The sequence below is a fragment of the Sphingomonas benefaciens genome (assembly GCF_052907485.1).
This window is the reverse complement of record NZ_JBREIC010000005.1, coordinates 185,413-207,951: the sequence shown is the minus strand read 5'-3', so window position 1 is coordinate 207,951 and position 22,539 is coordinate 185,413. Positions and strand designations below refer to the sequence as shown.

At 67.5% G+C, this 22,539-nt stretch carries 26 protein-coding genes; 15 read left to right on the top strand and 11 right to left on the bottom strand.

The features are described from left to right. Position 1: 1 nt before the first annotated feature. Positions 2–364: a flagellar hook-basal body complex protein FliE gene (gene fliE, locus ACU5AX_RS16170; RefSeq protein ID WP_446691798.1), complete on the bottom strand. Its 363-nt coding sequence runs from the start codon at positions 362–364 to the stop codon at positions 2–4. After that, positions 361–1,677 (bottom strand): sigma-54 interaction domain-containing protein, encoded by a 1,317-nt coding sequence (locus tag ACU5AX_RS16165; protein WP_198354136.1) that lies wholly within the window; start codon positions 1,675–1,677, stop codon positions 361–363. The genes fliE and ACU5AX_RS16165 overlap by 4 nt, the downstream gene beginning before the upstream one ends. Positions 1,678–2,003: 326 nt before the next feature. On the opposite strand from ACU5AX_RS16165, the gene ACU5AX_RS16160 reads away from it, so the two are divergent. Together ACU5AX_RS16160 and ACU5AX_RS16155 are read left to right on the top strand one after the other, a co-directional pair. Further along, positions 2,004–2,822: a flagellin N-terminal helical domain-containing protein gene (locus ACU5AX_RS16160; protein WP_446691797.1), complete on the top strand. Its 819-nt coding sequence runs from the start codon at positions 2,004–2,006 to the stop codon at positions 2,820–2,822. Positions 2,823–3,048: 226 nt separating this feature from the next. Continuing rightward, a complete protein-coding gene (locus ACU5AX_RS16155; RefSeq protein ID WP_446691796.1) occupies positions 3,049–4,560 on the top strand; it encodes a glycoside hydrolase family 27 protein in 1,512 nt (503 codons plus the stop codon). A 6-nt stretch (positions 4,561–4,566) separates the two neighbouring features. Here ACU5AX_RS16155 and fliA read toward each other — a convergent pair whose 3' ends face one another. From fliA to ACU5AX_RS16115, 8 genes are all read right to left on the bottom strand, one after another. Continuing rightward, the gene (gene fliA / locus ACU5AX_RS16150; protein ID WP_198354139.1) at positions 4,567–5,316 is read right to left on the bottom strand and encodes an RNA polymerase sigma factor FliA; all 750 of its coding nucleotides are present in this window, start codon (positions 5,314–5,316) and stop codon (positions 4,567–4,569) included. After that, entirely contained in the window at positions 5,313–7,388 is a 2,076-nt protein-coding gene (flhA, locus tag ACU5AX_RS16145; RefSeq protein ID WP_446691795.1) for a flagellar biosynthesis protein FlhA, read from the bottom strand. The genes fliA and flhA overlap by 4 nt, the downstream gene beginning before the upstream one ends. 4 nt (positions 7,389–7,392) lie before the next feature. Next, positions 7,393–8,244 carry a lytic transglycosylase domain-containing protein gene (locus ACU5AX_RS16140; RefSeq protein WP_198354141.1) on the bottom strand — a complete coding sequence of 284 codons (852 nt, stop codon included), beginning with the start codon at positions 8,242–8,244 and terminating at the stop codon, positions 7,393–7,395. A 100-nt stretch (positions 8,245–8,344) separates the two neighbouring features. Then, on the bottom strand, positions 8,345–8,659 hold the full coding sequence (locus tag ACU5AX_RS16135) for a flagellar protein FlgN (protein WP_198354142.1): 315 nt from the start codon (positions 8,657–8,659) through the stop codon (positions 8,345–8,347). Next, positions 8,646–8,954 carry a flagellar biosynthesis anti-sigma factor FlgM gene (gene flgM / locus ACU5AX_RS16130; protein WP_198354143.1) on the bottom strand — a complete coding sequence of 103 codons (309 nt, stop codon included), beginning with the start codon at positions 8,952–8,954 and terminating at the stop codon, positions 8,646–8,648. The genes ACU5AX_RS16135 and flgM overlap by 14 nt, the downstream gene beginning before the upstream one ends. Positions 8,955–9,022: 68 nt before the next feature. Beyond that, positions 9,023–9,526: a flagella basal body P-ring formation protein FlgA gene (locus ACU5AX_RS16125; protein ID WP_446691794.1), complete on the bottom strand. Its 504-nt coding sequence runs from the start codon at positions 9,524–9,526 to the stop codon at positions 9,023–9,025. Next, entirely contained in the window at positions 9,523–10,038 is a 516-nt protein-coding gene (locus ACU5AX_RS16120; protein ID WP_446691793.1) for a hypothetical protein, read from the bottom strand. Before ACU5AX_RS16120 ends, ACU5AX_RS16125 begins: the two co-directional genes overlap by 4 nt. Then, a complete protein-coding gene (locus ACU5AX_RS16115) occupies positions 10,035–10,682 on the bottom strand; it encodes a motility protein A (RefSeq protein ID WP_443024732.1) in 648 nt (215 codons plus the stop codon). The genes ACU5AX_RS16120 and ACU5AX_RS16115 overlap by 4 nt, the downstream gene beginning before the upstream one ends. A 274-nt stretch (positions 10,683–10,956) precedes the next feature. Here ACU5AX_RS16115 and flgB point away from each other — a divergent pair, with 274 nt between their 5' ends. The 13 genes from flgB to ACU5AX_RS16050 all read left to right on the top strand — a co-directional run bounded on the left by flgB (position 10,957) and on the right by ACU5AX_RS16050 (position 21,822). Beyond that, entirely contained in the window at positions 10,957–11,304 is a 348-nt protein-coding gene (gene flgB, locus ACU5AX_RS16110; protein WP_198354146.1) for a flagellar basal body rod protein FlgB, read from the top strand. 3 nt (positions 11,305–11,307) lie between these two features. Next, positions 11,308–11,718: a flagellar basal body rod protein FlgC gene (flgC, locus tag ACU5AX_RS16105; RefSeq protein WP_198354147.1), complete on the top strand. Its 411-nt coding sequence runs from the start codon at positions 11,308–11,310 to the stop codon at positions 11,716–11,718. Between the two features lie 2 nt (positions 11,719–11,720). Next, the gene (locus tag ACU5AX_RS16100) at positions 11,721–12,410 is read left to right on the top strand and encodes a flagellar hook assembly protein FlgD (protein ID WP_446691792.1); all 690 of its coding nucleotides are present in this window, start codon (positions 11,721–11,723) and stop codon (positions 12,408–12,410) included. 43 nt (positions 12,411–12,453) lie between these two features. After that, positions 12,454–13,773: a flagellar hook protein FlgE gene (locus ACU5AX_RS16095; RefSeq protein WP_446691791.1), complete on the top strand. Its 1,320-nt coding sequence runs from the start codon at positions 12,454–12,456 to the stop codon at positions 13,771–13,773. A gap of 29 nt (positions 13,774–13,802) precedes the next feature. Continuing rightward, the gene (flgF, locus tag ACU5AX_RS16090; protein ID WP_446691790.1) at positions 13,803–14,555 is read left to right on the top strand and encodes a flagellar basal-body rod protein FlgF; all 753 of its coding nucleotides are present in this window, start codon (positions 13,803–13,805) and stop codon (positions 14,553–14,555) included. A gap of 12 nt (positions 14,556–14,567) precedes the next feature. Beyond that, entirely contained in the window at positions 14,568–15,356 is a 789-nt protein-coding gene (gene flgG / locus ACU5AX_RS16085) for a flagellar basal-body rod protein FlgG (protein ID WP_198354151.1), read from the top strand. A gap of 14 nt (positions 15,357–15,370) precedes the next feature. Continuing rightward, positions 15,371–16,102 (top strand): flagellar basal body L-ring protein FlgH, encoded by a 732-nt coding sequence (locus ACU5AX_RS16080; RefSeq protein WP_198354152.1) that lies wholly within the window; start codon positions 15,371–15,373, stop codon positions 16,100–16,102. A 57-nt stretch (positions 16,103–16,159) separates the two neighbouring features. Further along, positions 16,160–17,260: a flagellar basal body P-ring protein FlgI gene (locus ACU5AX_RS16075; protein ID WP_198354153.1), complete on the top strand. Its 1,101-nt coding sequence runs from the start codon at positions 16,160–16,162 to the stop codon at positions 17,258–17,260. Then, positions 17,257–17,601, top strand: coding sequence for a rod-binding protein (locus tag ACU5AX_RS16070; protein ID WP_198354154.1), 345 nt, complete (start codon positions 17,257–17,259; stop codon positions 17,599–17,601). Before ACU5AX_RS16075 ends, ACU5AX_RS16070 begins: the two co-directional genes overlap by 4 nt. Next, positions 17,598–18,944 (top strand): flagellar hook-associated protein FlgK, encoded by a 1,347-nt coding sequence (gene flgK, locus ACU5AX_RS16065; protein ID WP_198354155.1) that lies wholly within the window; start codon positions 17,598–17,600, stop codon positions 18,942–18,944. Before ACU5AX_RS16070 ends, flgK begins: the two co-directional genes overlap by 4 nt. Positions 18,945–18,952: 8 nt before the next feature. Next, complete coding sequence (flgL, locus tag ACU5AX_RS16060) at positions 18,953–19,849, top strand: flagellar hook-associated protein FlgL (protein ID WP_198354156.1); 897 nt, start codon at positions 18,953–18,955, stop codon at positions 19,847–19,849. A 185-nt stretch (positions 19,850–20,034) separates the two neighbouring features. Then, positions 20,035–20,898 (top strand): flagellar motor stator protein MotA, encoded by an 864-nt coding sequence (motA, locus tag ACU5AX_RS16055; RefSeq protein WP_198354157.1) that lies wholly within the window; start codon positions 20,035–20,037, stop codon positions 20,896–20,898. 18 nt (positions 20,899–20,916) lie between these two features. Continuing rightward, positions 20,917–21,822, top strand: coding sequence for a flagellar motor protein MotB (locus ACU5AX_RS16050; protein WP_198354158.1), 906 nt, complete (start codon positions 20,917–20,919; stop codon positions 21,820–21,822). A 168-nt stretch (positions 21,823–21,990) separates the two neighbouring features. Here ACU5AX_RS16050 and ACU5AX_RS16045 read toward each other — a convergent pair whose 3' ends face one another. Further along, a complete protein-coding gene (locus ACU5AX_RS16045; RefSeq protein WP_446691789.1) occupies positions 21,991–22,473 on the bottom strand; it encodes a Ros/MucR family transcriptional regulator in 483 nt (160 codons plus the stop codon). Between the last annotated feature and the right edge of the window lie 66 nt (positions 22,474–22,539).

The following is a 22,539-nucleotide window of genomic DNA, read 5'->3' as shown; positions in this document are numbered from 1 at the left end:
GTTACACCGGCATGCTCATGATGTCCTTGTAAGCGGACAGCAGTTTGTTGCGGACTTGCAGCGTCGCCTCGAAGCCGACGGACGCCTGCTGGCGGGCGAGCATCACCTTGGCGATGTCGACGGTCTCGCCGCGCTCGTAGCTTTCGGACAGCGCACTGGCCTGGTTCTGGCCCTCGTTGACGCTCTTCAGCGCGTCCTGCAGCGTGTCGGCGAAGCTGGTCGGCTTGGCCGCACCTGTCGCCTCCGCGCCACCGGCCGGCGCGCCGGAGCGGGCGAGTGCCTGGTTGCGTTCGAGGATCTGCGCGCGCAGCGCCATCACCCGGTCGACGCTCATCGCGCCGCCGACGCCGGACACCCCGCTCATGCCGAGGCCGCCAGGCTAACCGGGCGCGCCAGGTCTTCGCCCTGTTCGCGCGCCTTGGCGAGCCGGTAGCGCAGTGTGCGCTCCGAGATGCCGAGGCGGCGTGCGGTCTCGATGCGGCTGCCGCCACAGGCGGCGAGCGTTTCGCGGATCGCCTGGAATTCGCTCATCTGCACGACGTTGCCCAACGTCGCGGGTTCCACCGGCGCGGCCGGGGCGACCGGCGCATGCAGCGGGATCACCGGCGCCGGCGCCGAACGCTGGAAGGTAAAGCTGATCGGCCGGTCGAAGACGATGTGGCTCGCCTCGATCGTGTCGCCGGCGGCGAACAGCAGTGCGCGCTGGATGACGTTCTCGAGTTCGCGGACGTTGCCCGGCCATTCGTGGCGCAGCAGCGTTTCGATCGCCTCCGCGGTCGGCCATGGCACGATCTGGCGGTGGCCGGCGTGACGCAGGATCATCGTCGCGGCGAGCGCGGGGATGTCCTGCGGCCGCTCGGCCAGCGGCTTGGTCGCCAGCGGGAAGACCGACAGGCGGTAGTAGAGGTCGGCGCGGAACCGGCCGGCCGCCACCTCGCCCTGCAGGTCGCGGTTGGCGCAGGCGATGACGCGCACGTCGACCGATTGCGGCGTGCTGGCGCCGATCGGCACGACTTCGCGCTCCTGCAGCACGCGCAGCAGCTTGGCCTGGAGCTGCAGCGGCATCTCGGCGATCTCGTCGAGCAGGATGGTGCCGCCGTCCGCAGCGCGGAAGAAGCCTTCGCCGCCCGACGAGGCGCCGGTGAACGCGCCCTTTTGGTGACCGAACAGCAGCGCCTCCAGCATCGTTTCGGGCAGGGCGGCGCAGTTGATCGCGACGAACGGGCCGTTGCGGCGGGGGGAATTGTTGTGGATGGCGCGCGCCAGCACTTCCTTGCCGGTGCCGGTCGGGCCGTTGATCAGCACGGTGATGTCGGCCTGGGCGACGCGCTCGGCCAGCGCGAGCAGCGCCAGGCTTTCGGGGTCCGCCGCGGTCGGCGTGTCGGGGCCGGCGAGCAGCGCGCGGGCGAAGCCGTTGCCGACCGCGGTGTCGTTGGGGCCGAAGGCGATACGTGCCGGATTGCCGTCGACCGACGGCACGACGTGGCGGCCGTCCTCACCCAGGATCACGGTGCGCGCCGGTGCCGGCGGCACCTCGCCGTCGGCGATCAGGAACATGTCGGCAGCAGTCGGCTGGACCGATTCGCACGAGCCGATGCCGAAGCCCTGCGCCCGCAGGCTCGACACGAGCGCGTAACGACGAGAGCAAACGGCGGCAGAAGGAAAAATCGAACGCATGGTTATCCCCCAAGGACAGGGGTTTATTGCGGCAAGGGTGGTAAACGCGCCGTTAAAGCGGCAGCCGCCCGGCAAAATATTTCCGGCCGCGCGCGTCCGAGCGCTCCCGCGCCGCTACGCGCGCGCACGTAGAGGGAGGATTCCGCGCGGCGATCCGGTCGCGAAAACGCGGCGGCGGCCGCCGCGCGATCTGCCGGAATGCCCTGACCGGATCGACCGCACGATTTTTCCCTAAAACCGTTCGCAGGCCGGCCGTTACCCCATTTGGCGGCTCGGCCCTCCGCTCTGGGGGCGGCGGGGATCGCCGCAGCAATTGGAGAAATCACATGAGTGTCATCGGAACCAACGTTGCCTCGCTGCGCGCAGCGAATGCGTCCACCTCCGCCAACCTGAGCCTGTCGACGGCGATGGAGCGCCTCTCGACCGGATCGCGCATCAATTCGGGCAAGGACGATGCCGCCGGCCTGGCGATCTCGACCACGATGACGGCGCAGATCCGCGGCATGAACCAGGGCATCCGCAACGCAAACGACGGCATCGCGATGGCCCAGACCGCCGACGGTGCTCTCGGCGAAGTGACCAACATGCTGCAGCGCATCCGCGAGCTGGCGGTCCAGTCGAAGTCGGGCACCTATCAGGACAGCGACCGCACCAACATGCAGACCGAAGTCAGCCAGCTGACCTCGCAGATCAGCGACATCCTGACCAATACCAAGTTCAACGGCACCGCGATGTTTAGCACCTCGGCGGACGTGTCGACCGTCATCCAGACCGGTGCCGACAGCGCCAACACGGTCACGCTGACCAGCAAGAAGATCACCGCGGCCAACATCGCCTCGTCGGCGCTCGACGTCAGCGACACGACCAAGGCCGGCACGACGATGGCGAACGTCGACCTCGCGCTGACCGACGTCAACACCGCCCGCGCCTCGCTCGGCGCCGGCCAGAGCCGCCTGCAGTCGGCGGTCAACAACCTGACCACCAACTCGACCAACCTGTCGGCCGCCAAGAGCCAGATCATGGACACCGACTTCTCGGCCGAGACGACCGCTCTCGCCAAGGCGCAGATCCTCAGCCAGGCGTCGACCGCGATGCTCGCCCAGGCGAACCAGTCGCAGCAGGGCGTGCTCAAGCTGCTCCAGTAATCCGGCAGCGGCGCCGGCACCGCCCCCCAAGGGTATCGGCGCCGACGGACGAGCTCTTCCCCCAAGGAGAGCGCGCGACGGGACCCCGGTTGGCCATGCGGCCACCCGGGGTCCTCCTGCGTCCAGCCGCGACGCGCTTGTGCATCGACCTGCGGATCGTATACCATCGTGCCGTGACGAGCGGGAGAGCGATGTGGAGACTAAGCACAGGGCCTGGCCGATCCGAATGATCCGCCCGGTGATCGCGCTGATGCTGCTGATGCTGGTGGCGCCGCCAGGCGCCTATGCCTCTGCGGCTGCGCCTGATCCGCTGCTCGGCAGCTGGGTGTTCGATGACCCGCCCTCCTATCCCGGCGTGACGATGATGCAGGTGGAGCGCATCGACGGGGCGATCCGCGGCACGCTGACCACCCGGTGGTATGGCGCGATTGCGATGCGCGACGCGACCAGCGACGGCCGCACGCTGAGCTTCACGATCCGCAACCTCAACGACCGCGGCCACCCGACGCGTCGCTGGACCGCCAGCGTCGACGGCGGGGTGCTGCATCTGACCGGCGACATCTGGTATGCGCATACGGCGCAGGCCGGCCGCCGCGGCAGCGCCGCCGAAGTGCGCGCGCGCACCTTCCACCCGGCCGGTCCGTTGCCAGCCCTGCGGGCCCCGGCCGACGACGGCCTCGCCCGCACGCCGCCGATGGGCTGGTCGAGCTGGAACAAGTTCGGCGAGCATATCGACGATGCGACGATCCGCGCCATGGCCGACGCGCTGGTGACAACCGGCCTGCGCGACGCCGGCTATATATATGTGAACATCGACGACGGCTGGCAGGGGGAGCGGGATGCCGCCGGCCGCCTGCAACCCAATGCACGCTTTCCCGACATGAAGGCGCTGGCCGATTACGTCCACGCCCGAGGACTGAAGCTCGGCCTATACACCTCGCCCGGCCCGCGCACCTGCGCCGGCTACGTCGGCAGCTACGGCCACGTCCACCAGGATGCGGCGACCTTCGCCGCATGGGGCGTCGACTATCTCAAATACGATCTATGCTCTGGCGAATGGTTCTACGACGATGCCGACAGCGTCCGGCGCGTCTACCAGGAGATGGGCGCGGCGCTGCGCGCCAGCGGCCGTCCGATCGTCTATTCGCTGTGCGAATATGGCCGTTTCGACGTCGCCGATTGGGGACGCGCCGTGGGCGGCCATCTGTGGCGGACGACCGGCGACATCACCGACGATTACAAGACGATGAGCGACATCGGCTTCGTCCGCAATCCGCGCTTCCCGCACGCGGGGCCCGGCGGCTGGAACGATCCCGACATGCTGGAGGTGGGCAATGGCGGGATGAGCGAGGACGAATATCGCACGCATCTCACCCTGTGGGCGATCCAGGCCGCGCCGCTGATGATGGGCCACGATCTGCGGCAGACGAGCCGGACGGCACTGGCGATGCTGGCCAATCGCGAGGTGGTAGCGGTGGATCAGGACGCGCTCGGCGCGCAGGGCGGGCCGCTGCTGCGGAGCGACGGCCTGGAGATATGGACCAAGCCGCTCAGCGGGGCCGGCCAGGCGGTGGCCCTGTTCAATCGCACCGACGCTGCCGCGACGATCAGCGTGCCGGAGTCGATCGCCGCCGGCCGCCTGCGCGATCTGTGGCGCGGCATCGACGTGCCGGCAACGACGCGGCACTTCGCGGTGCCGGCTCACGGCGCCGTGCTGCTGCGCACCGTCGCGGGCTAGCGGACGTCACACCTTGCGGGCGAGCGCCTTCTTCAACTTGGCGTGCGCGGCGGCCTTGATCTGGCAGACGCGCGCCGAGCCGACGCCGATCACCTGGCCGATCTCCTCGAGGTTGAGCTCCTCGACATAATAGAGCTGGATGACCAAGGCCTCGCGCTCGGGCAGCCGTTCGATGGCGGCGATCAGCGTGTCGCGCAGGTCGCTTTCGGCCAGCTGCTCGAAGGCATCGGGCGTATCGTCTGCAAACCAGGGCAGATCGTCCTGATAGACCTCGTCGATCGTCTCGAAACGGATCGCGTCCGCGGTCTGATAGTCGGCCCGCAGTTTCTCGATCGTGATGCCGAGATGCGCAGCGACCACGGCCTCGTCCGGCGCATGGCCGGTCGCCTGGGTCAGCGTCGCGATCGCGTCTTGGTAACGGCGGCGGCGGCGCATCGCGCCGCGCGTCGTCGTCGCCTGGCGGCGCAGCTCGTCGATCATCGCGCCGCGCAGCCGGGTCTGCAGATAGGCGCGGAACTGCGCGCCCTGCTCGGCGGCCTGGCCGACCGCCTCGACCAGCGCGACCAGACCGATCTGCACCAGATCCTCGACGTCGACGATCGTGCTCATCGATCCATGCACATGCCAGGCGATGCGTCGGACCAGCGGCAGATACTGGCGGACCAGCGCCTCCTTGTCCGCCTCCGGCCGGCGGCGCGGCGCATAGGTCAGCGGCTGCGCGCCGGCGAACGCCTGTTTCATCGGTTCGGCGCTCATGCCGCCAGCGCCTGATGCGGCTGGGGCGCGCCGATCACGGCGACGACTTCCACGGCTTTCTCCTCGGGCACTTCGAAGAACGACAGCACCGGCGTGTCGGGCAGGACGGTGCGCACCAGCTTGCGGATCGCCAGGCGGATCGCCGGCTGCACGACCAGCGCGAACGGCTTGGCCTCGGCGATCATCGGCTGCGCCGCCTGCTGCAGCGCATCGACGATGCGGCGGCCGAGATCGGGTTCGATGACGTGGCGACGCGACTGGTCGGCACGCGCCGCCTGGCCGAGCAGCCCTTCCAGTTGGCCCTCGAGCGTCATCACGCGCAGCGGCTCGCGCACGCCGCACAGTTTCTGGATGATCAGCGGGCCGAGCTCGGGGCGGATCAGCTCGATGATGTCCTCCGGATCGGCGGCGCGCGTCGCCGCGACCGAAATCGCCTGGGCGATGCGGCGGAACTCCTTGAGCGGGATGTTCTCCGCGAGCAGGCCCTTGAGCACCTGGGTCAGCGTGGTCAGCGGCAGCGGATTGGGGGTCAGCGACGCGACGAGCTGCGCGGCGCGGTCCTTCAGCCCGTCGAGCAGCGATTGCACCTCGTCCGGCCCCAGCAATTGTGCGGCATTCTGGCCAAGCAGATGATTGAGGTGGGTCGCCATCACCGTGCCGGCATCGACGACCAGATAGCCTGCACCGGTTGCGGCATCGGCGTCGCTGGTCGGGATCCAGGTCGCGTCGAGGCCGAAGGTCGGGTCCTTGGCCTTCTTGCCGGAGAGGTCGCCATAGGCCTGGCCGGTGTCAAGCGCGAGCATCTCGTCGGGCGACACCTGATCCTCGCCGACGACGACGCCGTTGATCAGGATGCGATAGGTGAAGGGGGCAAGGTTGATGTCGTCGCGGACGCGGCATTGCGGCACGACGAAGCCCAGCTCCTTCGACAGCTGGCGGCGCACGCCGGTGATGCGGCCCATCAGCGGGGCGCCGCGGCGCTCGTCGACCAGCGGCACCAGGCCATAGCCGACGTCGAGGTTGACCTGCATCGCGTCGGTGACTTCTTCCCAGCCGATCTTCGACGGATCGGCGGGGGCGGCGGCTTCCTCGACCGGCGCGGGCTTCGGCCGCGTTTCGATCTGGCGGAGCTTCCAGGCGGTGAAGCCGGCGATCATGGCGGCGGGCAGGATCACCAGATGCGGCATGCCGGGCAGGATGCCGAGCAATGCCAGGATCGCGGCGACCGGGGTCCAGGTGCGCGACGAGCCGAACTGGCTGCCGATCTGACCGGCGAGATCGTGTTCGGAATTGACGCGCGTCACGATCGCGGCGGCGGCGATCGACAGCATCAGGCTGGGCAGCTGCGCGACCAGCGCGTCGCCGATCGCCAGCAGGATATAGGTCTTGGCGGCGTCGGCTATGCCCATGCCGTGGCTGACCGGCCCCAGGATCAGGCCGCCGACGATGTTGGCGGCGAGGATCAGCATCGCGGCGACCGCGTCGCCCTTCACGAATTTGGACGAACCGTCCATCGAACCGTAGAAATCGGCCTCGGTCGCGACCTCGACGCGGCGCGCCTTCGCCTGGTCTGGGGTGATCAGGCCGGCATTGAGATCGGCGTCGATCGCCATCTGCTTGCCGGGCAAGGCGTCGAGGGTGAAGCGGGCGGACACTTCCGACACGCGGCCCGCACCCTTGGTGACGACGATCAGATTGATGATCATTAGGATCGCGAAGACGAAGATGCCGACGACATAGTCGCCGCCGATCAGGAAGGTGCCGAACGCCTCGATGACATGGCCCGCCGCGCTTTCGCCCTCATGCCCGTGGACCAGCACGATGCGGGTCGAGGCGACGTTGAGGCCGAGGCGGAACAGCGTGGCGAACAGCAGCACGGTCGGGAAAGCGCTGAAGTCGAGCGGCTTCTGCGCGTTAAGCGCGACCATCAGCACGGCGAGGCTGATCGCGATGTTGGCAACGAAGAAGACGTCGAGCAGTTGCTTGGGGATGGGGACGACCATCACCAGCACGAGCAGCAGGATGGCGAGCGGCAGGGCAGCGCCGCGGCCGCCGGCGAGAAGCTTGTTCATCGGCTCAGCCCCCCATGCTCGCCAGCATCATGTACGCGAGCCGCGCCGTGTCCGGCGTCGGTCGCAGCAGGCTGGCCCCCGCCGTGGTGCTGCCGGTTCCGAACCGCGCCATCGCCTGCTTCGCCCAATCGAGCGCGTCGGTCGCGCTCTGGCCGTTGCCGGTAACGACGGTGGCGTCGTCGCCCATGCCCAGCGCCTGCGAGGCGAAGGCGAGATTGGCGGCGCGCGTCTCGTTGGCGCTGTCGGTCGCGGCGCCGAGCTTGTCGGCGAACCGCTGGTAGATCGCCGACAGCGAGCGCGGCTGGCCGTTGGACGCATAGAAGATGCCGCGATTGCTCGCGGCGGCGGCGGGAAACAGCGCGGCGGCGGACGTGTCGGGATTGGCCGCCATCGTGGCGAGAAACTTCTTGGCGCCGCCGATGCCGAGGAAATGCGCCATGTAGAGGTCGGTGCCGTTCGCGGTGCGGCCGAGCGAGGCTTCGAGCTCGCCCTTGTTGTCGGAGGCATGTTCGGCCGCCATCAGCGAGGCGGCGGTGGGGTCGTTGCGTAGGCCGAGGATCGCCTGGCGGGTCGCGCCGTCGCCGACGGTGTAGCGGCCGCCCGCGCCCTGGCTGATGCTGTCCGCCGCCCAGCCGAGCCCATGCTCCGCGCCGTGCTTCTTGACCACGGCGAGCCAGCTTTGCTCGACGAATTGGTACAGGCCGCTGGCGGACGATGTGCCCGCGCGCGCGCTGGCGTTCAGCCCGCTTTCGATCTTGGCCTGGCCGAGCAGATAGTCGAAATCCACCCCCGTCTTGCTGCTCGCAAGCGCGATGGCGGACTGGACTCGTCCGGCAGTAATCGGATTGACGGTCATCGCGTCGAAACACACCCCTGTTGTCGGGACATGTCACAGCAAGGACCGTGCCAGATTGGGATACACCTCCCCCGCCGTCGGGCAGGGGGAACGGATGACGTCAGGCGTAGGCTTGGAACACGCGTTGCCGGCCACCGTTGCCGGCATCGCCGGACAGGATTTGCAGGCGCCGGCGAACATTTGCCGCCATCAGATTGACGTAGATCCGGCACGTTTCGTTGAGCCGGTTGGCCTCGTCGGCGAGCTCGCGGATCTCGGGGCCGGCGGGGCCGGTGCCGAGCGCGGCGATCTCGTCGATGCCGGCGAGCTTGTCGGCGGTGGCGCGTTCCAGCGCGACCACGTCATTGGCCTTGAGCGCGGCGATCTCCGCATGCAGCGCGTCGATCACGCGGATCAGGGCGTCACGCCTTTTCATAGCCGTCCCAGTTCAGCTTGAGCGCCAGGAGCCGGTCGGCGATCGTCGCCGGCAGGATGGGGAAGGAGCCATTCTGGATGGCCTTCTTGATCTCGGACACGCGATCCGCATCGACCGGCGGTTCGGCCGCCAGCGTCTTGGCCAGCCCGCTCAGCTGTGCCGCGGGCGCCGCAGTCTGCGCCTCGGAGCCGGACTGTTGCAGTGCGGGCTGTGGCGCCGGCGCGGCCGCTGGCGCGGTGACGCGGGTAACGCTTCCACTTCCTTGCAGCGGCGATGAGCCGATCGATTCCACCATGTCCGCACCTATCTGGATTGCCTGACATGGGCATAAACGGCCGCCGCGGAATCAAGTTTAGCAAAAAATCATTCGCCCCATCCGGGCAAGGTCGCGCGCCCGCCGGCGACCGCGATCGCCTGGACGGGGGTCTTGGCATCGTCGACCTTGACCATGAACCGGCCGCCGGGCGGCGCGTCGGCCATGGCGACGCCTTCGCGGCTGATCGAGAAGCCGTCGGAGCCGGCCTCGATCACCACTGGGTCGCCGCGCTTGATCACCGCTTCCGCCTTGACCGGCACGACCGCGGCAGCGGCGGTCGGCGGCGGCGCGGCGGCCGGGCGGATGACGGGAACGAAGATCCGCCAGTCGGGGCCGGCGCACGACACCACCACTGCGTCATGCGCCTCGGTCCGCCAGGACAGCGATACGGTGGAACAGGCGGCGAGGCGTAAGCGCGGGTCGATGCCGGTGCGCGCGCCGCCCTCCGCACCGATCGGACGGCTGGTGAAGGCGGCGACCGCGCGGTCGAGCCCGGCGACGTCCTGGAAGCTGGTGACGGTGCCGGCGGCGAGGAGGAGCGAAAGGATCATGGCTGTTTCCCAGGCTCGCCGGCAAAGGCGAGCGTGACGATGGCGGCGCGGCGTCCGGGCCGCGCGGCGGTGGTGACGGTGATGCGGGGCGAGACACGGGCGAGCGCGCCGGCCAGCGCCCGTGCCCGATCGGCGGCAAGGATCGCGCCACTGCCGGTGACAGGGTCGACATCGATCGTGCTGCCATCGACCGAGCCGGTGACGGTCAGCGCGACGCGCGGGTCGCGCACCGCCTCCTCGGCCCAGGCGATGACGGCGGCCGGGTCCTGCGGCAGCGTCGCGCTGCCCGTGGCGAAATCGGTGATCCCCGATGCCATCACCGGCGCCGCGACGGGCGTATCGTTGCCGCCGAAGCTGGCGCGGAGTGCGGCGGCGACCGCCCGCGGTTGCTGGCTCGCCTGCAGCAGGACGAAGAAGCCGACGAGCAGCAGCGCGAGATCGGCCAGCGTCACCAGCCACAGCGGCTTGGCGGGCGCCGGTTCCGGCCATTCGTCGGTCGCGCTCGGGGTCATGCGGCGCTCTGCATCTGGTGACGCGGCGTCTCGCGCAGCGCCAGCGCCACCAAGGGCGCTTCCAGCCGCGCCCGCTCGAACGCCTCGACCCGGCCGGCGGCGCGAAGCCGCTGGCACAAGGGCATGAACAGCAGATTGGCGAACAGCGCGCCATAAAGGGTAGCGAGCAGCGCGATCGCCATCGCGCCGCCGATCGCATGCGGGTCGGACAGGCGCGCGAACATGCCGGCCAGTCCGATCAGCGTGCCGACCATGCCCATCGCCGGGGCTGCCTCCGCTGCGGTCGACCAGACGTCGGCGGCGGCGACATGGCGGGCGATGCGGGCCTGGCGGCGGTGGCGGAGCAGCGCCTCGACCTCGCGCGGGATGGCACCGTCGACGATCGCGGCGACGGCGGCGGCGACATCGCGGTCGGCGATCACCGAGCGATCGAGCGCCATCACGCCGTGGCGGCGCGCGATCCGATCCTGGGCGGCGATCTGCTCGAGCAGCGGTTCCGCGTCGAAGTCGCGGCGGAGCAGCGTGCGCAACGCACCGACGGCACGGCCGATGTCGGCGAACGGCACGCGCAGCGCCGTCGCCACGACGGTGCCACCGCCGACGATGGCCAGCGCGACCGGGTCGAGGAATTGGGCGATCATCATGACGCGTCACATGATGCAAGGGGCGGGCCAATTAACCACGGGACCGGGTCAGACGGCACCGCAGGGCGGCACCGGCAAGCGATCGATCGATCGACCGGCAAGGCTTGCCGCCGACCGGCAAGGCTTTGCCGTCTGCCTTGCCGGTCGCCTGCCGGCCTGCCGTCCGCGCCGGTTCGGCTGCAAAAATTAAAGCGATTCCCGTGGTTCCTGCGAAATTGGCACGACGGTTGCTTAGTCACTGGCAGCGCAATGGTGCGCCGGAGATCAAGGGCCGATGGCCGCAGATACGCTGTTCGGAGTTCACGGGGCCGCGCTGGAGGTGCGTTCGCAGCGCATGGGCGTGCTCGCGTCGAACATCGCCAACGCGTCGACGCCCGGGTTCAAGGCGCGCGACATCGATTTCAAGGCGGCGCTCGCGTCGGCCGAGAGCGACAATGACGCGCAGGGCATCGGCGCCGCGACCAAATATCGCGTGCCGCTGCAGACCTCGATGGACGGCAACACCGTCGAACTGTCGCAGGAGCAGACCGCCTTCGCCGAGAACGCCGTCCAATATCAGACGACGCTGTCCTTCCTGAACGGGCGGATCGGCCAGATCACCCGCGCGCTGAAGGGGGAATAGGCCATGGCCGACAATCCGATGAGCGTGTTCCAGGTCGCCGGCCGCGCGATGAGCGCGCAGCTGCTGCGGATGAACACCACCGCGTCGAACCTCGCCAATGTCGGTGGCATCGCCGGCTCGGCGGACGCCGCCTACAAGACGATGAAGCCGGTGTTCCGCACCAGCTTCGACGCGGCCAACGGTCTTGCCACGGTCGACGTCGAGAAGATCGTCACCGCCGGCGAAACGCCGACCAAGCGCTACGACCCGGCCAATCCCTTGGCCGACAAGGACGGCAATATCTACGAGGCCGCCGTCGATGAGACCCGCGAGCTGGTCGACATGATGGAGACCGCGCGCTCGTACCAGAACAACGTCGAAGTGATGAACACTGCCAAGCAGCTCACGCTCGACACCCTCAAGCTAGGCCGCTGACCATGGTAGACTCCACCACCACCGACTATGCCTCGATGGGCATCGCCACCACCGCATCGCTGACCACCCCCAAGGTTTCGACCACGGGCAACAAGACGACGCTCGACCAGTCCGACTTCCTCGCGCTGATGACGGCGCAGCTGAAGAACCAGGATCCGTTCAATCCGGTCGACAACACGCAGATGGTTGCGCAGATGGCGCAATTCTCGTCGGTCGCCGGCATCAGCCAGATGAACACGACGTTGACCGGGCTGGCGACCAAGCTCGGCGGGTCCACCGCCGCCGACGCGATGAGCTACGTCGGCAAGACCGTGCTGGTCCAGGGCACCACCGCTTATGCGCGGTCCGACGGCTCGCTCGACGGTGCGGTCGAGCTCGACAAGGACGCGACGCAGGTCACCGTCTCGATCGCCGATGCCAATGGCGGCACCGTCCGCCAGCTGCAGCTCGGTGCGACCAAGGCAGGCAGCGCCAACTGGCAGTGGGACGGCAAGGACGAGGACGGCAATGCCGTCACCAACGGCCCGTTCACGATCAGCGTCGCCGCCGCCAACGCCAATACCGACATCGCCGCGAACAGCCTGGTCTGGGCGCCGGTCGAATCGGTGTCGCTGCCCTCCAGCGGCTCGCCCGTGCTCAAGGTCGTTGGGGTCGGCGACGTGAAGCCGGCCGACGTCCGCTCCGCCACCTGAACCACCCTCTCTCCCTGCCAGCCTTCTCTCAGGAGTAAACCCGATGTCCTTCTTCACCTCTTTGTCCGGCCTGCAGGCCTCGCAGACCGACATGGCCACCATCTCGCACAACCTCGCCAACGTCTCGACCACTGGCTTCAAGAAGAGCCGTACCGAATTCGCCGACATCATCGCGTCGAGCGTGTCGACCGACCCGCGCAAGATGGTCGGCTCGGGCGTCGTGGTGAAGGGCTCGGCGCAGCAGTTCAAGGAAGGCAACCTCACCACCACGTCGAACGCGCTCGACCTGGCGCTGGTCGGCGAGGGCTTCTTCACGCTGCGCACCACCGGCGTCAGCGACGCGCTCGCCTATACCCGCAACGGCAGCTTCTCGGTCGATTCGAACAACAACGTCGTCGATGCGCAGGGTTCGTACCTGCTCGTCTACCCGGTCGACAGCGACGGCAACGTCACCTCGACCAGCCAGTCGGGCCTGACCCAGCTGCAGATCCAGCAGACCAGCGGCACGCCCAAGGGCACGTCGAACGTGTCGACCGCGGTGCAGCTGTCGGCGACCTCGACGGTCAAGGCGCCGACCGCGGCCAAGCCGTTCGTCCGCACCGATCCGACCACCTACAACAACTCGGTCGCGACGCGCATCTATGACGCCAACGGCAATCCGCAGACGATGACCAGCTATTACGTCCGCACCGCCGACGCCGATGCGAACGCCAACCCGCCGACGCTCGGCACCTGGTCGGTGTACAGCTTCGTCGGCGACCAGCAGCTGTCGGTGAACAATCAGATGGACGCGAACGGCAAGCCCGCGCCGGTCACGCTGACCTTCGACAGCAAGGGGGCGCTCGCCTCGGTCAACGGCACCGCCGGCGCAAAGTCGATCGCCTACGATCAGTTCGTGCCGAATTCGGGCGCCGCGGCGCAGGGCGTGACGCTTAACCTCGCCAATTCGACGCAGCTGCCCTCGGCCTTCTCGGTCAATTCCAAGACGCAGGACGGCGTGCCGGTCGGCCAGCTGTCGGGCGTCACCGTCACCGACGCCGGCCTGATCCAGGCGAGCTTCTCGAACGGCGACATCGTCCCGCTCGGTAAGGTCGCGTTGTCGAGCTTCTCGACCCCGACCGGCCTGCGCCAGATCGGCAACAGCTATTGGGCGGCGACCGGCGTGTCCGGCGCGGCCAAGCTCGGTTCGGCTTCGGCCGACGGCTTCGGTTCGCTGATGTCGGGCACGATCGAGGGCTCGAACGTCGACATCACCGAAGAGCTGGTCAATCTGATCGCGGCGCAGCGCAACTTCCAGGCGAATGCCAAGGCGCTCGATACCGCCAGCCAGGTGTCGCAGACCATCTTCAACATCCGCAGCTGATCGATCGCGACGGCGCAGGGAGCAGGTAAGTGGACAAGCTGGTCTATACCGCGGCGACGGGCCTCAAGGCGCACATGGCGGCGCAGGCGGCCATCGCCAACAATATGGCGAACGCGTCCACCACCGGCTTCCGCGCCGATCGCGTCGTTTTCGACCGCATCCTGCTCAAGGGCGGCGGGTCGACGCTGGAGGCGCGCATGCCGACCAGCGAAGAGGTCACCGACGCGGATCGCACTCCGGGTGCGATCCAGTCGACCGGCCGCGCGCTCGACGTCGCGATATCGGGCAACAGCGACTGGCTGGCGGTGCAGGCCGCCGACGGCAGCGAAGCCTATACCCGCCGCGGTGATCTGGAGGTCGCGCCGACCGGCGTGCTGCAGACCGGCGGCGGTTATATCGTGCAAGGGCAGGGCGGGCCGATCACCATCCCGCCGCACGACAGCCTGACGATCGCCCCGGACGGCACGATCTCGATCGTGCCCCAGGGTGGCGATCCCAAGAATCCGCAGATCGTCGATCGGCTGAAACTCGCCAGTACCAAGGGCGCGGATACGGTCAAGGGGCTCGACAATCTGCTGCGCGTGCGCGGCGGCGGCACCCTGCCGGCCAATCTCGACGCCAAGGTGCAGGGCGGCGCGCTGGAAGGCTCCAACGTCAACATGACGCAGGCGCTGGTCGACATGATCGAGAATCAGCGCAGCTACGAGGTTCAGGCCAACCTCATGAAATCGGCCAAGGACATGGACGAGAGCAGCACCTCCGTGATGCGTCTGCCGAGCTAAGGGAAGAAGAGCATGTCATCCGCAGCCATGCATATCGCGCGTACCGGGCTCGACGCCCAGGACACGCGCATGCGCGTCATCTCGAACAACCTCGCCAACGTCTCGACGACGGGGTTCAAGAAGGACCGCGCCGCGTTCGAAACGCTCGCCTATCAGACGATCACCGCGCCCGGCGCGTCGTCGACCGCCGACACCAAATATGCCACCGGTCTCAACCTCGGCACCGGCGTGCGCATCCAGGGCACGGCGCGGATCGACACGCAGGGGTCGCTGCAGCAGACCGGCAACAGCTTCGACCTCGCGCTCGACGGCGACGGCTATTTCCAGATCCAACTGCCCGGCGGCAATCTCGGCTACACCCGCGCCGGCAATTTCGCGCGCAGCCCCGAAGGCCAGCTGATCACGTCCGAAGGCTATCAGGTGATGCCCGGCATCACGATTCCGGCCAATGCCACATCGGTGTCGATCGGCACCGACGGCACGGTCACCGCCCAGGTGCCGGGTCAGACCGATGCGACCAACCTCGGCCAGATCCAGATCGCCAGCTTCCCCAATCCCACCGGCCTGCAGTCGGTCGGCGACAATTACCTGCGCGAAACCGCCTCGTCCGGCGCGGCCAACATGGGGATCGCCGGCCAGGACGGCCGCGGCAACATCCGCCAAGGCAATCTTGAGGCGTCCAACGTCAACGTCGTCGAGGAACTCGTCGACATGATCGAGACGCAGCGCGCCTATGAGGTCAACTCGAAGATGATCTCGGCGACCGACGACATGCTCAAATACGTCAACCAGAACCTCTGATCGGTATCCGACCCATGGCTTCCCGCGCTCCCACCCCGTTCCGCCTCGGCGCCTATTGGGCCGAACTCGCGCTCGCCGCGGCGTCCGGGCTGCTCGTCCTTGCCGCGCTTGCCCCCGGTGACGCGCAGGCTGGCATCTTCGGCAAGAAGACGCCGCCGGAGGATTTCAGCGTCACCCGCGCGCCGGTGGCGCAGCCGGTCGCCGCACCCGCCAACGGCGCCATCTTCCAGGCCGGCGACGGCTATGCCGCCCTTTACGAGGGCTGGCGCGCGCGCAAGGTCGGCGACCCGCTGACCATCGTGCTGGTCGAGCGCACCGCCGCGTCGAAGTCGGCGAGTTCGAAGCTCGATTCGTCCGGCTCGGGCAGCGTCACGCCGCCCGCCACCGGTCCGCTCAGCCTGTTCAAGAACAGCGACGTGTCGGCCAGCGGAGCGCGCAGTTTCGACGGCAAGGGGGCCGCCGATCAGGCCAATTCGCTGTCGGGCGAGATTTCGGTGACGGTGGCGCAGGTCTATCCGAACGGCACGATGCTGGTGCAGGGGCAGAAGCGCGTCACGCTCAACCGCGGCGACGAATTCGTCCGCATCAAGGGCATCGTCCGCGCTGCCGACGTCGATGCGGAAAACCGCGTGCCCTCGACCCGCGTCGCCGATGCGCAGATCGCCTACACCGGCAAGGGCGATGTCGCCCGCGCCAGCCGGCAGGGCTGGCTGAGCCGCTTCTTCTCCGTGATCAGCCCGTTCTAACCCTCTCCGCGCCATGGTTAGCGGTTCGGTAACCATGGCGGTGGCAGGATCTTCGACATGACCTTGCGTGCGCTCTTCCTCGGCCTGCTGTCGCTGTTCGTCGCGACCGCGCCTGCCCATGCCGACCGGATCAAGGATCTCGGCGGCTTCCAGGGCATCCGTTCCAACCAGCTGACCGGCTATGGCGTGGTCGTCGGCCTGCCCGGCACGGGCGACGACAATCTCGAATATACCGTTCAGTCGCTGAAGGCGGTCGCCTCGCGCTTCGGGCTGCAGCTGCCGCCGGGCGCCAATCCGGGGATGAAGAACGCCGCGGTGGTGATGATCACCGCCGAACTGCCGCCGTTCGCCAAGCCCGGCCAGCGCCTCGACATCACCGTCGCCTCGATGGGCAAGGCCAAGTCGCTGCGCGGCGGCAGCCTGGTGCTCACCCCGCTGCTCGGCGCCGACAATCAGATCTATGCGATGGCGCAGGGTAATCTTGCCGTCGGCGGCCTCGGGGCGGAGGGGGCGGACGGATCGCGGATCGTCGTCAACGTGCCCTCGACCGGTCGTATTCCGGAGGGCGCCACCGTCGAACGCGCGGTGCAGACCGGCTTCGACACCGCGCCGACGCTGACCTTCAACCTCCAGCGCGCCGATTTCACCACCGCGCAGAACGTCGCCGCCGCGATCAACAAGACGCTCGGCTTCGGCACGGCCCAGGCGGTCGACGCGGTGTCGGTGGCGGTGCGCGCGCCGCAGGGGGCGGACGTGCGCGCGACATTGATGTCGACGATCGAGAACCTCGACGTCGTCTCCGCCGAGCCGCCCGCAAAAGTAATTGTAAATGCGCGCACCGGAACGGTCGTTATATCCTCTGCGGTCAGGGTGGGTCCGGCCGCGGTGACGCACGGCAAGCTGACCGTGCGCATCGACGAGAACCAACGGATCAGCCAGCCGGCGCCGTTCAGCCAGGGCCAGACCGCGGTGCAGCAACGCTCCAACGTCGCCGTCGAGGAGGAGAAGAAGCCGATGTTCCTTCTGAATCCCGGGCCCAAGCTGGCCGATGTCGTCAAGGCGGTGAACGCGATCGGCGCCTCGCCGGCGGACCTGGTCGCGATCCTCGAGGCGCTCAAGGAGGCGGGCAGCCTCAAGGCGGAGCTCGTCGTCCTGTGACGACGCCGCTCGCTGCAGCGCCGCAGGCGCTCCAGTCGACCGCCGGTGGCCTGTCGACCGACACGTCGCGGCTGAAGAACGCCGACAATCTCAAAAAGGCGGGCGAGAAGTTCGAGGCGGTGTTCACCGGCATGATGCTGAAGAGCATGCGCCAGACCCATCTCGCCGAACCGTTGTTCGATTCGAAAGCGATCGACACCTTTACCGACATGCAGGATCAGCGTCTGGCGCAGACGATGGCCGAGCATACGCCGATCGGTATCGGCAAGGCGATGACCTCTTTCCTCGCCAAGTCGCAATCGGATCTTAACGGTTCGGCGGCAGACCCGCCGACATCATGAGCGACCTGCTCGCCATCGGCGCCTCGGGCGTCCGCGCGTACCAGACCGCGCTAGCCACCGTCGGCGAGAATATCGCCAACGTGGGAACGACGGGCTATACCCGTCGCGCCGTGCAGGTTGCCGAGGTTCCGGGCGGCAGTGGCTCGGTCAATCAATATGGCGCGGGCAACGGCGTCACGCTGACCGGCATCGCGCGGTCCAGCGATACCTATTCCACCGCCGCACTGCGGGCCTCGACGTCCGATCTCAGCCGCACCACCAAGGGCGCGACCTGGCTCGACCGGATCGACGGCGCGTTGACCGGCAACGCGCTGACGTCGCGCATGACCTCCTTCTTCGCGGCATCGCAGTCGCTGGCCGCGGAACCCGATTCGAGCGCGCTACGCACCAGCATGTACAGCGCCGCCAACACGCTGGCGGTGTCGTTCAGCGCGACCGGCCAGGCCTTCGACCAGATCGATACCGATCTCGACACCGCGGGCCGCCAGGCCGCGACCGACCTGTCGTCGCTCGGTACCTCGCTGGCCGGGATCAACGACGGTCTTGGGCGCGCCGCGCCGGGCAGCACCGCCGCCGCGCAGCTGATGGATCAGCGCGACCAGATCCTGACCAAGATGAGCGAACAAGTCGACCTGTCGGTCAGCTTCGATTCCCTTGGCCGCTCCACCGTCACGCTGGCGCAATCGAGCGGCGCGCCGTTCGTGAAGGGCAATAGCTCCGGCATCGTCAGCTACGAACGCGACGACAATGGCCAGGCGACCTTCTCGCAGATCGTCGACGGCATTGCGACCCAGCTGACGCCGAACGGCGGCACGATCGCCGGCATCACCGACGGCGCGCAGCGCGTCGCCGCCAACCGCGACGCGCTCAACGGCCTGACCAGCAGCTTCGTCAAGACGGTCAACGACAATCAGGCCGCGGGCGAGGATCAGAACGGCGTCCAGGGCACCGCGATCTTCGCGGTCGGCAGCACGCCGACCGATATCACGCTCGCGGCGGGCTTCACCGATGGCAGCAAGATCGCGGCGGCGGCGCCCGGCGGCGGCAAGCGCGATTCGAGCAACCTCAGCATTCTGGAACAATCGCGTCAGGGCAAGGCGTTCGAATCGACGCTGTCCGGCATGATCACCGACAACGGCACGGCCTATAAGCAGAAATCCACGATCGCCGATGCGCAGACCGCGATCCGCGACGGGGCGGCGACCGCGCTGTCCACCTCGACCGGCGTCAACCTCGACTCGGAGGCGGTCGACCTGATGCGCTTCCAGCAGGCTTACGCCGCATCCAGCCGTGTGATCCAGGTCGCGCGCGAAACCATGCAGTCCATCCTCGACATCCGGTAGGCCGCGCCATGCAGATCTCCACCAGCATGTTCTACGACAATGCGGCGAGCCGCCTGTCGAAAATGAACGATCGCGCCGCGGTGCTGCAGACGCAGATCGCGACCGGCAAGAAGATTCAGCGTGCCTCGGACGACCCCAATGCGTCCGCACAGCTCGCCGAACTCGACCGCAAGGATGCGGATGCGACGGTCTACGGCAACAACATGACCATGGCGAGTTCGCTGCTCGACCAGGCGGACAGCGTGCTCAAGCAGATCAACGATCAGCTGACCCGCGCCACCGAACTTGCCACTCAGGCCGCCAATGGCACGCAGACCGATGCGACGCGCAAGATAATCGGCACCGAACTGCAATCGATCATCGGTGCGATCACCGGCCTCGCCAACAGCACCAACGTCCGTGGCCAGCCGCTATTCGGTACGCCGGAAGGGACGCCGGCGGTCAAGGACAACGGCGACGGCACCTTCACCTATGCCACGACCAACGTGTCGGAGGTGCCGATCGCCGATGGTCAGACGGTACAGGCGACGGAAAGTGCGTCCCGCATCTTCAATATCGGCAATGGCAAGGACGCGCTGACCGCGCTTAGTCAGCTTGCCACGGCGCTCAACGCCGGTGGCGACGTCTCGACGGCGGTCTCGCAAGGGCTCGACGACATCAAGGCGTCGATCGATCAGGTCGCCAACGTTCAGGCGTCGGTCGGCGCGCGCGGCGCCCGCATCGATCTGCAACAGCAACTGCAGACCACCGCCAACACCGATCGCGCCGATCTGCGCTCCAAGTTGCAGGACGTCGACGTCACCGACGCGATCGTCCAGCTGCAGCAGATGATGACGCAGCTGTCCGCGACGCAGGCGAGCTTCAGCAAGCTCTCCAGCCTGTCGCTGTTCGATTACATCAAGTAACGCACTGTAATCACGGCGTGCACGCTGCGGTTCGGCGGAGCGCGGCCGCTCTGCGCCGCCATCCGTGTCGCCGCGTACCGATCTCCGGCGGCCACTAAACGCCTTCGTGGTAACCGTTTGTCTAGGAAATCCGGTTAACCCGACATGACAGGTGCCGGAACGGACCGGCCATTGGGGGGTAGCCCGTGTTTCCTGCAATTGGTCTTGTTGTCCTTCTCGGCATGGTGTTTGGCGGCTTCGCCATCACCGGCGGTGCGCTCGGCCCGGTGTTCGAGGCGATTCCGCACGAAATGCTGATCATCGGCGGCGCCGCTGCCGGCGCGCTGATCATCGGCAACTCGGGTGCCGAACTGAAGGCGATGGGCGGCGGCCTCGGCAAGGTGTTCAAGGGGCCGAAGTACAAGAAGCAGGACTATCTCGACGTCATCTTCCTGGTCAGCAAGCTGATGAAGATGCTGCGCATGGATGGCCCGATCGCGCTCGAACCGCATGTCGAGGATCCGAAATCCTCGGCGGTTTTCGCCGAATACCCCCGCCTTCTCGCTGACCATACCTTGGTCAATCTGATCGCCGATACCTTGCGCCTCGTCGTCGTTTCCAGCGGCACGCTCGATGTGCATGCGGTCGAAGAGGTGATGGACCATGCGATCAAGACGCATCACCATGAGGTCGAGGGGCCGGAGCATACGCTGACCAGCCTTGCCGACTCGCTTCCCGCGCTCGGCATCGTCGCCGCGGTGCTCGGCATCGTGAAGACGATGGGTTCGATCGACAAGCCGCCGTCGGTGCTCGGCGGCATGATCGGCTCGGCGCTGGTCGGCACGTTCATGGGCGTGCTGCTCGCCTACGGCATCGTCAATCCGCTCGCCGGTCGGCTCAAGCAGGTGATTCATGCCGACGCCGCAATCTATCACGTCGTCAAGCAGATCATCATCGCCTCGCTGCACGGCCATCCGCAGCCGCTCGTCATCGAGGCGGCACGGAGCGGCATCGCGCACAAGAACCAGCCCGGCTTCGCCGAGGTGTTCGACGGCCTGCGCGGCAAGTAAGCGGGAAGGACGCATCCGATGGCCCGCGCTGCGCCGCACGGCAACAACCAGCCGCCCAAGATCATCATCGTCAAGAAGATCATCGGCGAAGGCGGCGGCGGCCATCACGGTGGCGCGTGGAAGGTCGCCTATGCCGACTTCGTGACGGCGATGATGGCCTTCTTCCTGCTGCTCTGGCTGCTCGGCGCGACCACCGAGAAGCAGCGCAAGGGTATCGCCGACTATTTCGCGCCGACGATCATCGACAAGAAGGTGCTGGGCCTCGGCGGCAGCGGCGTGCTCGGCGGCGAATCGATCGTCAGCAACAACAAGCTCGGACCGAAGGCGGCGGCGGCGCCGATCGCGTCGATCGGCATTCCCGTCTCCAATGCGGGCGGCGAGCGCAGCGGTACCGGCGAAAAGGGGTCGCTGCGCAATCCCAACGCGCGCGCCGAGGATCAAAAGGCGTTCGAGGCGATCAAGCGCCAGATTGAATCGGCGATCAAGAGTTCGGCGAGCCTCGCCAAGCTCGCCAGTCATATCCGGTTCGTACCGACGCAGGACGGTCTGCGCATCGACCTGGTCGACGACGCTGATTATTCCATGTTCGCGCTCGGCACGACGATGCTCGACGGCAAGGCGTCCGACCTGATCGGGATGATCGCCAAGACGATCGCCGGTACCCCCAACACGATCATGATCCGTGGCCACACCGACAGCGTACCCTACGGCGATCCGCGTGCGATGAACAACTGGATGCTGTCATCCGGCCGGGCCGAGGCGACGCGCCGCCGCTTGGCCTTGGGGGGAATCCCCGAACAGCGGTTCGAACGGATCGAGGGCGTCGCCGATCGCGAGCCGATCATTCCCAACGATCCTTATGACGCGCGCAACCGCCGCGTCGCTATCACCCTGCTGTATCGCAAGGGCGTATTCGGGCAATAAACGCAGGTTCCGCCCGGTATGTGCACCGATTTCGTGCGGCTAGAGTGTGCGAAGCGATCGACACCGCCCGATCTCGTTGCACCCGCCTAGCAACGAAACGCCCCAGCTTGCGCTGAGGCGGCACGGTGACATGGCACGGGCGGGAGGGGCCCGCAGGCCCCTTCCGGGTTACGCCTCGGCGTCGGCGGTCTTGCGACCACGGCGGGCGGCGTTTTCGCTCGGGCGCTCGCCGGGCTTGCGGCCCAGGCCGATCTTCTTCGCCATGGCGCGTCGGCTTTCGGAATAATTCTCCGACACCATCGGATAATCCGCCTTCAGGCCATAGCGCTCGCGATATTCATCGGGGCTGAGGCCATGCGTAGCGAGATGGCGACGCAAGGTCTTGTACGGCTTACCGTCGATCATCGAGATGATGTAGTCCTTCGACGCCAAGGATTTCCGCACCGACACCGCCGGGGTATACTCGGTCTGTGCCGGGGTTTCCGTAGCGGTATCGACCGCTCCAAGCAGACCGCGGACGGTGTCGTGCATCTTACCGAGGAACGCCGGCACCTCGTCGGCGCTGGTGCGAGTGTTGGGATTGCCGAGCCAAGCAATCGTCAACTCGGTTGCTAACTCAACAGCGTTCAGACCAGAAGTTTCATCAGTCATAGCTTGCTCCTTTGACTAAGGAGCAGCCGTACGGCCGCCTTTGGGGGCGTCAAGCCTATAAACGAT